General features: G+C 59.5%; 9 protein-coding genes. 3 read left to right on the forward strand and 6 right to left on the reverse strand.

The genetic code is table 11. The annotated features are described in order from the left end of the window. Positions 1–327: 327 nt before the first annotated feature. A complete protein-coding gene (locus N2601_RS27205) occupies positions 328–1,419 on the forward strand; it encodes a hypothetical protein (RefSeq protein WP_158704608.1) in 1,092 nt (363 codons plus the stop codon). Positions 1,420–1,668: 249 nt separating this feature from the next. Further along, positions 1,669–2,619: a transglutaminase-like cysteine peptidase gene (locus N2601_RS27210; RefSeq protein ID WP_104827491.1), complete on the forward strand. Its 951-nt coding sequence runs from the start codon at positions 1,669–1,671 to the stop codon at positions 2,617–2,619. A 60-nt stretch (positions 2,620–2,679) separates the two neighbouring features. On the opposite strand, the gene N2601_RS27215 is transcribed toward N2601_RS27210, so the two are convergent. From N2601_RS27215 to N2601_RS27235, 5 genes are all read right to left on the reverse strand, one after another. After that, positions 2,680–3,333, reverse strand: a complete 654-nt coding sequence (locus tag N2601_RS27215) for a ribbon-helix-helix domain-containing protein (RefSeq protein WP_104827492.1) — start codon at positions 3,331–3,333, stop codon at positions 2,680–2,682. An 8-nt stretch (positions 3,334–3,341) separates the two neighbouring features. Next, positions 3,342–4,643, reverse strand: coding sequence for an HlyD family type I secretion periplasmic adaptor subunit (locus tag N2601_RS27220; protein ID WP_104827493.1), 1,302 nt, complete (start codon positions 4,641–4,643; stop codon positions 3,342–3,344). Next, positions 4,643–6,796 (reverse strand): type I secretion system permease/ATPase, encoded by a 2,154-nt coding sequence (locus tag N2601_RS27225; RefSeq protein ID WP_104827494.1) that lies wholly within the window; start codon positions 6,794–6,796, stop codon positions 4,643–4,645. The genes N2601_RS27220 and N2601_RS27225 overlap by 1 nt, the downstream gene beginning before the upstream one ends. Before the next feature lie 29 nt (positions 6,797–6,825). Continuing rightward, positions 6,826–8,151, reverse strand: a complete 1,326-nt coding sequence (locus N2601_RS27230) for a TolC family outer membrane protein (protein ID WP_245464118.1) — start codon at positions 8,149–8,151, stop codon at positions 6,826–6,828. A gap of 675 nt (positions 8,152–8,826) precedes the next feature. Then, a complete protein-coding gene (locus N2601_RS27235) occupies positions 8,827–10,380 on the reverse strand; it encodes a winged helix-turn-helix domain-containing tetratricopeptide repeat protein (protein ID WP_104827496.1) in 1,554 nt (517 codons plus the stop codon). Between the two features lie 126 nt (positions 10,381–10,506). Between N2601_RS27235 and N2601_RS27240 the strand changes: the two genes are divergently transcribed. Then, the gene (locus tag N2601_RS27240; protein ID WP_104827967.1) at positions 10,507–10,968 is read left to right on the forward strand and encodes a cupin domain-containing protein; all 462 of its coding nucleotides are present in this window, start codon (positions 10,507–10,509) and stop codon (positions 10,966–10,968) included. A gap of 137 nt (positions 10,969–11,105) precedes the next feature. Here the strand turns inward: N2601_RS27240 and N2601_RS27245 are convergent, their stop codons facing one another. Beyond that, the gene (locus N2601_RS27245) at positions 11,106–11,585 is read right to left on the reverse strand and encodes a DUF2231 domain-containing protein (protein ID WP_245464119.1); all 480 of its coding nucleotides are present in this window, start codon (positions 11,583–11,585) and stop codon (positions 11,106–11,108) included. Positions 11,586–11,749 lie beyond the last annotated feature (164 nt).

An 11,749-nucleotide genomic window follows, 5' to 3' on the forward strand; every position in this document is an offset into this window, starting at 1 on the left:
ATCAATTACGAGAGCGGGGTGATTGCAATACTTCGTTAACCTCACAGATATAGCCGGTTATGCACGACCGCAGATATATTTACCCATGGTTAACTCAACAACCAAACAACTCCTTAAGTATACCGCTTGACTTTCCGTCAGCCGCTGTGTGCAAATGCGCCGCCATAGGCTGTCGCAGCCTGCGTTCGGGAATCGGGGGAGTGAGTTGTGCCGTTTGCGATCAGCCTTTCGTTGAGCCTTTTGACTGATTGGCTGCGGCGCAGACAGCACCGGCGCCCAACAGGCGGTGCCGTTCTTGTCCTCTGCGCCAGCCTCGCCGGATGCCAGATGAACGGTGCTGGCCTGAGCAGCAACAGCAAGAACGACGACGTAAAAATGCCGTCCACCGCCATCGATGAAACCTACGGCGGCGACAGCGGCACGGAAATTACGTTGCTGATGCGCAAGGGCGCAGCAGGTCTCTACGAAGGTCCGGCTCGCGACGTGCGTGACGGGGCAGTGCTTGGCGTCGGCGAGCTCGGCAGCAATCAGGTTCGGCTGCGTGTAAAAGATGTCGGCCAGGGCCCTGCAGGAATCGCGGCGCAGGTCGCCGCGGCCAAGAGCCGCAATGCCGCGCTGATCGTCAGCTATCTGCCGCCGGCCGAGACCGCTGCCATTGCCGCCATTTCCCCCGCCCAACGCCCGCCACTGCTTAACCTTGCGAGTGCTATGGCCTCGACCGGTGGCGATGTCTTCAACCTCGCTTCGGACGAAATCGATAGCGCGACCGAGGGCGTCAAGGCGGCCGGTCCCGGAGGTCACAAGAAGGTGTCGGCGCTGGTGCCTGCGGATTTTTCTCCATCCGACAGCACCAGGTTGAGCAACGCCATCTGGAACAGCGGCAACACTTTCATGGGCCTTGGCCGTTACAACACAAGCGATCAGGCCGCGGATATCCTTACCAAGAACCGGCCGCTTATCCAGTCGGCCGAGATCGTGGTCATTCTCGGTAACACGCCGGAAATCGGCGCAGTAGCGAGTGCCGTGCGCAGTGCTGCCATTCCCGCTCAGGCGGTGGTGGGCACCAACAGATGGCCCCAATCAATCTATGCCGTGTCGGCTGTGGCTGGTGCATTTGTCGCGACGGACGACACGCAAAGCAGCGGGCTAATTGCCGAGCGCTACCAGCGCCACTTCAACCATCCGCTGACAACCTCCGGCGCCTATGGCTACGACGCTATGGCGATCGCCTCCGGCCTCATCCGTTCCCAGGGCCCGCAAGCCATCACCACCGCCAACCTGATGAACAAGGTCGGCTTCCGCGGCACGACCGGGCTGTTCCGCTTCAATGCCGCCGGCATGGTAGAGCGCAAAATGGTGATCAATACGATCGACGGCGGCAAGCTGAAGGTCGCCGCGCAGCCCTCGCAGTCGTTCTGAAGCTGAGCAATCGCATCGAGCGCAGTGCACATAGCGCGCACTGTCGCGCCGCGCTGTGTTATCAGTTGCAGCGCCATGCTGGATCATTTTGTGCGCCTGACGGCATCATCCTTAATGGTTTCCCACCAAACCCGGTTGAATTTTATACTTATTTGATCGCTTAATTTATACTTAGATTATCTACGCTTCCGAACGCCGTATTCAGAGGTATGGCGCATTATTCTCTCAACCAGGGAGAATAATGCACCAATGGAACGCAAGAACAATAAAGTTATACTTGCAGCGATTGCTGCAGCTTCCCTTGCCTTTGGTCTGTCGTCATCAACCACCTGCCTGGCGGCGACCAGCGATACCGTCCGCCCGGTCGTCAACCTGCTTTCGGATCCGCTGTTCGACACGGTCATCAATCTCTTTGCGCCGACCGCCGCAAACACAGCAAAGGCGATTGAGGGCCTCGACCTTGCCGCGCTGAGCCAGAGCCTCGCCGTCGAGCCCGCAGGTCTTCCGCATAATGATGAAGCTGTGCTCGAGCCGGCACGTCCCGCACAGCCGACCAACACCCCAATGGGCGACTCGGTGTTCGGAACAGTCGCCATCCCCTTCAAGCATCTTGCGGCGCTCGACAAGTTTGCCGGCCCGCTCGCCGAGATCCGTTCCGGCAAAGCGCTCGGTTGCAGCGCTGGTGGATGCGATACAGCCGCAGCTGCCGTCGCGGCTGCCGAGACAAAGGCTGCCGGCGCCTCGATCCGCGACAAGATCAACACCATCAATTTCACCGTCAACCATGCCATCCGCTACGCCAGCGACATGGATACCTATCATGTGACGGACTACTGGGCGAAGCCGAGCGAGGCCCTGTCGCACCAGCAGGGCGACTGCGAGGACTTTGCCATATTAAAGATGGCCGCCCTCTACAATGCAGGCGTCGATCTCGACCAAATGGCGCTGGTCATCCTCTTTGACCAGCAGCGGCATTTCTACCACGCCGTCCTCTCGGTCTCGGTCAACGGCAATTATTTCATCCTCGACAACATGCGCGATGAGGTTTTGTCCGACAGGCGCATTGCAGAATATCTGCCGCTCTATTCGATCGTCGCCGGCCGCGGCTATCTGCACGGCTCCCGCGATCCTCATGCGAAAGCGGTTGTCGCCGCAATGCCGCTCGCCAAGGTGGCCCCTGGCGAAGGCGAGATCCACTAATCGGGCTCGCCTTTTCGACGTTCCGCGGCGAATGCCGCGCTCAACGAACGTGACGACTTCTCAATAAACGGAAATATAGCCCATCAGCATCGGGGCCTCGTGCGTCGGTGCCAGTGCCAGATTGATCTGGCCCGTCAGCGATTGCGAGCCGAGGCCGATCTTGAAGCCTGTATTCAGCGTCTTGCCGCGATTGCTCGATAGGACGGAGAATACTTCCTCGACCTGGGTGTCGATGGAAAAGCGCAGGGTGCGCGCCGTCTGCTGGACGTCATCAATCAAAGGCAGGCGGTGGCGCAGCATTTTCAGGAAGGCATCGTTGAAGAGCTTGATCCCGCGCTCCCGCGTCAACACCACCGCCGGCGTCGGCGACGCCTGAAGGACTGCGTTGAGATTGGTCAGCGACGCAACATCTTCGATGGCGTCCAGACGGCTCAGCGCCCATTTGAAGCTCAGAACGCGCAGCAGCGAGGCGAGATTGCCCGTTTCCGGCATATCGGTCGCCGTATGGTAAACGAGGTCGCCGATGCTGATGCCGCCGGCTTCGGACATCCGTCCGAGGCCGTCCCAATAGATCCGCTCCAAGCGGATGCCGCGACGCTCACCGCCGCCAGTCACGGCGCGGAAACGCGGCTCCAGTTCGTCACCATCGACGGATGGCAAGGCTTCGCTGCGGGCCATCGTCGTGACTTCGTCCTTTCCGGCTCCTTTGCGCATCGCCGCCCTCACCGTTCTGTCAGCGCTTCGGAGCGCGCCTTGTTGATCGGCTTCATCAAATAGGCAAGGATCGCCTTGCGGCCGGTCATGATCTCGGCCGAAGCCACCATGCCGGGGATGATCGGATAGCGCTTGCCGTCGCGCTCCAGCTCCGACTTGTCGGTCTTGATGCGCACGAGGTAATAGGTTTCGTTCTTGTCCTTATCGACCAGGCTGTCGGCGGAGACGTTGACGACCGCGCCATCCAGCGCGCCGAAGATCGAGAAATCGTAGGCCGAGATCTTGATGACCGCCGGCTGGCCGAGGCGCACGAAGGCAACGTCGCGCGGTGAAATCTTCGCCTCGATTAGCAGATTGTCGGCTGTCGGCACGACGCCGGCGATGACTTTGCCGGCGTCGACATAGGCGCCGATCGTGTTGACCTCCAGCGTATTGACGATGCCGTCGACCGGGGAACGGATATCGGTATGCTTGACCCGGTCGGAAGCCCCACGGATCGTCTCGTCGACGACGGACAGCTCCGACAATGCCTGCCCCTTGTCGGTCAATGCCTGCTGGCGCAGCTGCAACCCGAGGTCGTTGACCTGCAGATTCGCTTCCTTGATGGCTGCCTGCAGGCGATCCAGGCTTTCGACATAGACTTTAAGCTGACCCTGCAGGTCGACCAGGTCTCGCTGGACTTTCAGGATTTCAGTTTCGGCGACGAGCTTTTTCTCGCCGAGCGGCTTCAGAAGATCATACTGCTTCTGAGCCCCGGCGATATTCTGCGTCAAACGGTCTATGTTGGCGTGGGCCTCGTCCAGCTCGTTCTGATGCTGCTTCAAACGCTGATCGAGAACATTAAGCTTGTTCTGATAGGCGGCGCGATCCGCCTCGAAAAGCTTTTCCTCGTTATCGCAGACGTCCTTGGCGGTGGCCAGAATATCGGCCGGACAGATAAATTGCGCGTCGTAGGTGCCGGCCTCCTCCAAGGCGAGGCGCTCGACCTTGGCACCGAGAGCGCGGGCCTTGGCCACCGACTCACCAAGCGTCGATTGTGTCGTGGTGTTGTCGAGCTGGACCAGAAGATCGCCCTTATGGACGACCTGGCCAAGATTGACATTGATCTGCTGGACGATGCCGGGCTCGGACGACTGTACAATCTGCGTCTTCGATACCGGTATCACCTTCCCCTCGCCCCGTGCGATCTCGTCGATGTCGGCCAAGGCCGCCCAGGCAATGAAAGCGGCAATCATCAAGGCACAGATACCGAGGATCAGCCGGGCGAAAAGCGGAGGATTGTCGTGGATATTGTGGCGATGACTACGCATCAGGACACCGCCTTGCGCTGCATCGCCTCGATGACGGCGTGCTTTGGTCCATCGGCAATGATGCGGCCCTTGTCGATGACGATCAGCCGGTCGACCAGCTCCAACATGCTGTGGCGATGGGTTGCCACCATCACCGTCGTTTCCGGGCCGAACGCATTTGTCAGCTTGTTGATCAGGTGCCGTTCGCTCGCCAGATCCATGGCCCCCGAGGGCTCGTCGAGGAAAACGATCTTCGGCCGGGTCAGGAGCAGGCGGGCGATGGTCAATGCCTGCTTCTGGCCATTCGAAAGGTTCGCGCCGCGCTCGCCGACGGGCATGTCGAAACCGCGCGGGTGAACGGCGACGAACTCCTCGACACCGGTCATCCGCGAGACGGCCAGCAACTCCTCGTCGCTGGCATCGGCCCTGCCGAGCAGCAGGTTTTCTTTCACTGTGCCGGAGAACAGGTCAGACGACTGGCCGGCGACAGCCACGGCGGCGCGCACCTCTGCCATGTGATACTGGCGGATATCGACGCCATCGATCAGCACGCGGCCGCTGGTAGGCTGGAAAAGCCCGTCAAGCAACCGGCCGAGCGTCGTCTTGCCCGAACCGATGCGGCCGATAATCCCGATCTTCTCCCCGGGCGTGACCGTGAAGGACAACTGATTGATGACCGCCTGATCGGAACCCGGATATTGGAAAGAGACGTTCTGGAAGCTGAATCCGCCGCTGCGGATCTGCCGGTTGACGAAGCCGACAGTCGACGGTCGATCATCAGGCTGTTCCATGATCTTGTCGAGAATGCGCAGCGACATGGTGGCCTGGCGGAAACGCGCCAGTGTCATGGCGATCTGTCCGAAAGGCGCGCCGGCACGGCTCGCCAGCATGACGGTGGCGACGATCGCGCCCATGGCAATTTTTCCATCGGCGAATTCATAGGTGCCCGCCACGACGATGAACACGCTAACCATCTGTTGCAGCAACATCGTCAAGTTGATGGCGTTCGACGAGATGTGCTTGATGTCCTCGCTGGTGCGGCTCGAATATTTCGTCAGCTCCTGCCAGCGGCGTAGCATGGTCGCTTCGGCTCGAAGGCTCTTCAATGTCTCGATCGTCGAAATCGTCTCGACAAGCATGGACTGGCGACGTGATGCCTCGTTCGTCGCAGCCGCCATGCGCTTGCCAATCTGCGCCTGGGCCACAAGGCCGATCACGACAGACAGAACGAAAGCGACAGCCGGAATAACCACCAGCCAGTCGGCGATCATATAGATGACGATCAGGAAGATGATGACGAAGAGGCTGTCGATCAGCACACCGATCGTGTTCGAGGTGAAGAATTCTCGCACGAATTCATATTGCGTCACGCGGTTGGCATATTCGCCTGTCGACATCGGGCGAGAGGCTAGCGTCGAATTCAGGATCTTGTCGAAGATCAGTTGCGAAAGGCGCAAGTCCGCCTTGCGGCCGGCATAGTCGATCAGCGCCGCGCGGGCCGTCTTCAGCAGGAAATCGAACAGATAGGCCAGGGAAATGCCGATCGTCAGCACCCAAAGCGTTGGGAACGCCTTGTTTGGCAGCACGCGGTCATAGACATTCATGGTGAAGAGCGGCGAGGCCAGCGCGATGATGTTGATAAACAGCGCCGCCAGCATGACACGAGTATAGGTGCGCCAGTAGGGCACCAGCGTCGTTGCCAGCCAATGCCGCTTCTCTATCTCCATCGCATGACCGACGCGCGCTTCTTCCGAAGCATTCTGATAGTAGAGCGTGAAGGCAAAGGCGGCCTGCGGATTGAGCGCCGCAAGCTCATCCCGCGTCAGGTGGAGCGGCGTCCCCGCTGTTGGCGCGATATCGATGACGTAGGAGCCATTTTCGGCGATTTCAAGCAATGGAAGCACACCGCCACCAGCAAAGGTGACGATGGCGGGACAGTCGAAATTACCCAGCCGGCAATCGCGCTCCTTGTGCTGCAGCACCTGCAGGCCGACGCGTTCTGACAGTCGCTCGACGTCGTCCTGCTCCATGGCCTCCAGAACCTCGTCCGGAACGCCTGAAAACAGCACTGTGTCGGAGCTCGGGCGACCGTAAAACGCAGCGACCGATTTAAATGCCGATTTAAACGTCTGCAGCGGTACGCTCGCAGACACCTCAGGTGCCACGTTCAACATGGAGTATTATCCAATCCGGATCGCGACGATTAGCGAATCGGCTCGAGCAGATCCATCGGCAGGCCGGGCTTCTGATGCGAGTCGTATTTGGTATAGCCGGGATCAGCCGTGTTCGACGACACGCTGAACTGATCACGGGCATAAGGCGTTGCCTGATCGACCGGCTTCAGCTTCATCGTCGACAATAAACTGCCCGATGCGGCAAGGATCTTGTATTCGGCAAAGAGCGAGGCGACGTCCGCCGTCTTGGCCAAAACCTCGGTGTTGAAGCGAGTGTTCTGGGCATCCAACAGATCGAGCAGGGAGCGCTGACCGACCTTGAACTGCTCACGATAGGACGTCACGAGCTGGGCGTTTGTCTTTTCCTGCCCGTCCAGGATACGCGCGAGCTGGGCCTGATTGGTACGCTCGCTCCAAGCGGAACGAACAGACTGATCGACCTCGCGATATGTTTCACTCAGCGCATAACGCTGTTCGGCGGCGCGACGGACCAGTTCCTGCTGATGGGCGGTATCGATGCCGCCGTGATAGAGGTTCCACTTGGCGACGACACCGACCTGGACGTCGTTGGTGTTGCCCTTGTTGCCGTCCACATCGTCACCGATACGGGCGCTGCCGACAAGGTCCAGCTTCGGCAGGAAGGCAGACTTGGAACCGCGGACATCGGCGTCCGCGGCGTTCACGTCAGCTTTGCCGGAGGAAATCTGCGGATTGTTCTTTTGGGCGATGAAGACAGCATCATCCAGCGTCTTCGGCAGGTAATGCGACACGGAGGCCGGACGCTGGGCATTGCTGATCGGTTCGCCGACGACCTGAAGGTAGCGGATCTTCGTCGCATCCAGTTCCTGCTTGGCTTCCTGAAGACGGGCATTTGCCGCCTGCAGGCGCTCGCGGCCCTGATAACGATCGGCATCGGTAAGGGCCCCGCCCTTAATGCTATCCTCGATGTTACCGACCATCTGCTTGTGGAAGGCGACGTTCTTTTCCGCGGCCGCGACAATTTCCGTCTGCAGCATATATTCGAGATAATCCTGGGTCACTTCAAGCGCTAAGGCTTCCGAGCGCTGCTGGACGCGAAAGGATGCGCTGTCGACACGAGCCGCCTGCTTATCTTTCTGTGCCTTGCGGTCGCCGCCGTCAAACAACGTCTGCGTAATCGTCAAGCTGACGTCGGCCGGATTTAGGTAATCCGTGCTACGCGTCAGGGCTCCCGACGTGACATCCGAAAGCCTACGGCGACCATAACCCGACTCCAGATCGACCGACGGCAGATAAAGCCCCCTCGCCTGCCGCAGTTGGAACTCGGTTGCCTCCCTATTCTGGGCAGCCTCCATGATCTGCGGGTTGGTCTTCATTGTCTTGTCAATTGCCTGCTGCAATGTCGTAGCGTAAGCAGCGCCGCTCAATAAAGAACTAATGGCTACCGAAATGCCGATCGCCCCAATCAATCGTTTTCTATAAACCAAAATAGTACCCTTCCCCAAAAACAGTACTTTGCTAATATACTTCCAGGCTTATTCATCCACTAGGTAGACGAAATCACATCTACTTGCAAAGTAGATTCTTATTTATTTCCTCTGAAGCAGTTAATATCGCGGCGCGCAAGCCTCATGACTAACAATTTGTTGACCATTTTTGGTCTGTTCACAGTCACTGCGCAGACGTGCGGTCGATCCGGCACGCAGTCGTCTCTTTATGCAGAACACGGGCCTACCTTCGGCGGTGTGGGCTGGTACAAAACGACCACCGATAACTGAGAATGCTGCACGCTATCTTGGCCGCAATCACGTAATCGAGGACGGCAGGGCCCAGTTATCGCGTCGCCGGCGCTTTAGCCGAAGCAACGCCGTAGAAAGTTGACTATATTCTCACTCGATCTCAGAACCGTAAGTTCTGCGAAGCCGATCTGCGATTATCCGGAAACATATCTCGCTTCTGTTGCTGAAAATTACTTTCAAGGCGCCGAATATCTGCTCGTTATGGGATCCGAACGCGGACCCCGTCGAAGGCGCCGGCAGGGTCGATGCGCGCTACTCCGGCAGGCCGGCAGCACGTAGCGCATCACCAAGGCATTGCGCGAGCGCCGGCGCACAGTCGACGCCTGCAAACTGGCGGCCGAAGTGAAACGTTGGATGCAGCTCAAGCACCCGCGCAGCGGCTGCCCTCGCTTCTTCCAGCCGGCCGAGCTTGGCCAGGGCGGCAGCCAATTGCACATGGGTGATGCTGTGTGCGGGATTGGCCTGAACAGACTTGTAGGCTGCGCGACAGGCTTCATCATAGCGGCCAAGCAGCAAATGACTCATCGCTTGCGCATCGAATGCGGCAAAAGCCCATGAGTCAAATGGGCTCAGCCGCATGCCCCGCTCGCTCCACTCGATGGCCCGCTCTGCTTCTCCGCCCCATCCGAGAATGACGCTTCCCAAGATATAGGTCAGGGCAGATGACGGGCTGATGGCGAGTGCGGCTTCCAGTGCGGTGAAAGCAGCTTTCCGGTCATGTCCATCCATGCCAATGGAAAAACCCGCAAGGGTCAGGGCGGATGCATCATCCTGTCCGTGGAGGATCGCTGAGCGAGCATGGCGGATGGAAGCGGCACGGTTGGCTTCCTGCAGGCCGGCGCGCAGGAAGAGGCAATGATGGCACATCGCGGCATTGCCATGCGCCAGCGCATAACCCGGATCGAGTTCGATGGCACGATCGAGCATCACCAGCGCTCGCGCAACCCGGTCCGGCATGCCGGAATCCACGTCGAGCTGCGCCCGCAGCACAAGATCATATGCATCGAGGCTGTCGGGACGCTTGCGCTTCACCCTATCGATTTCGGCACGCCGCAGGCTGGGTGCGATTGCACCGACAGCCGATAGGGCGATCTCGTCCTGAAGCGCAAAAATATCGGTAGAGCAGCGGTCGTACCGCTGAGCCCATACGTGAGCGCCGGTCGATGCATCGATCATCTGGCCGGTCACGCGTACGCTGCCACCGGCTTTCCGCACGCTGCCTTCGAGCACGTAGCGGACACCGAGCTCGTGGGCGACCTGCTTCACGTCCACCGCGCGACCCTTGTAGATGAAGGTCGAGTTACGCGCGATGACGAGCAGCCAATTGATGCGCGCTAGGCCGGTGATGATGTCGTCAACCATCCCGTCAGTGAAATAATCCTGTTCAGGATCGCCGCTCAGGTTGGAGAACGGTAAAACCGCGATCGAAGGCTTGTCTGGCAATGTCGGCGTTGTCGTAGCCAAGACCGCGGCTGCCGAATCAGGACCATCAACTGCGACCGCCGGTCCGACATAACGATAGCCGCGTCGTGGCAGCGTCTCTATCCAGCATCCGCCACCGCTAAGGTTTTCGAGAACCCGCCGCACCGCCGCGATCTGGACCGTCAGGTTGCTGTCCTCTATGGCGAGCCCGGGCCATGCAGTCTCGATTAGCGCTTCCTTCGAAACCGGTGAACCCGACCGCTCCAAGAGCAGCGCAAGCAACGCAACCGCCCGCTGACCGAGCGGCGTCGGCTTGTCGCCGTGGAACAGGATCCCGGCATCGGCGTCGAGGCGAAATGGGCCAAACGTGAGGCTTGTAACCATTCCTGAAGAAGATACCGTTTGCGATCTTTTCGCAACAATTTCGGAACGGCTTCAGGACTGTCCGACAGGGCGGTGGCATTCTGGGTGGGTGCTTGCGGAAGCAGCACCGAGCCAATGGAGGATAAGATGAGCGCCGCCCCTGTCATCCGCATGCCTGACGAGAACAAGGGGGTCATGCTGCGTGGCCATCCCATGGTGTTTCTCGTCACCGGCGAGGATACGAGACACACGAGCATGTTCGACTGGACGATCCCAGCCGGGTTTGCCACCGGCCGGCATATCCATCGCGTGCAGGAGGAAACCTTCTACATGCTCGACGGCGAATGCCTCTGGCACGTCGGCGAAAAAACGATCCGCGCTACCCCGGGTACCTACCTGTTCATTCCAGCGGGCGTGCCGCACAACATCACCAATGTCAGCGAAAAGCCGGCGCGCGTGCTGATGACCGTCTCTCCGCCCGGACACGAGCATTATTTCGAAGAGCTTGCGAAGCTCGCTGCACACGGCTCTCCCGATCCAAGCGCGCTTGCCGACTTGCGGAGCCGCTACGATACCGATCAGATCTCTACTCTGACAACAAGCGCGTAGGCGCGATTGGCAGGCCCAGTGCAACGCGGCGACAGGTGCAACGCAGGACCTCTGGCGTTGGTTTACAGGACCTTCTCCGGTCCGCCGACCGGATTTTTTGCAGCAAGCGAGGCCGACTACAATCACGCTGACAGTATTCAGCGCATTTCGTCCGATTCATCCGCGACGCCGACATGATGTCGATAGACCATTCCCCAGCCTTTCCAACCCGTGAACAGGAGGATGAGGACAACGATCAGCGACAGGACGAGGCCAACCGGCACCACCGCCGCCTCTGCGTGGGCATATCGCGAGTACCAGTTGTAAAGCTCGATCAGGACGACAAGGACGTTGCCGCCGGCGTGAAGCCATAAGTCCTGAAGGTTACGGATCTGGGCGTCGCCAAGGACGTCGGTGAGTCCGGCAACAGCGGCCAGCGCGGCCATGATCAGGCCGGCCCCGAGCAGCCAGAGCGAACCGGTGACCCAGGCTGCATTGCCGGTTCGCCAGAAAACGAGGTCGCAAACGAAGGTCGCGACGAAGAAGGCGATCGGGAATGGTATCAGCATTGCGTGGACAGGGTGGCCGGCAATGCTTGCCGTGCTGTGAGGATTGTGGGTGATCATAGGCTGGGCCATCGTAATGCCTCCCGGAGGCGCGGCGAGCGCCGCCATCAGACCACATCACGACGCATGAGAGGCTTGGCAGCACAAAGCCATACATATGAACTCCGGTTGCATAGGAATGTTCCACAACGCGACGGCGGTACGGGCGCGTCTATAGGGCCATTTAGGAATGCAAC

It is taken from the genome of Rhizobium sp. CB3060 (assembly GCF_025200735.1).
In the GTDB taxonomy this organism is placed as follows: Bacteria; Pseudomonadota; Alphaproteobacteria; order Rhizobiales; family Rhizobiaceae; genus Rhizobium.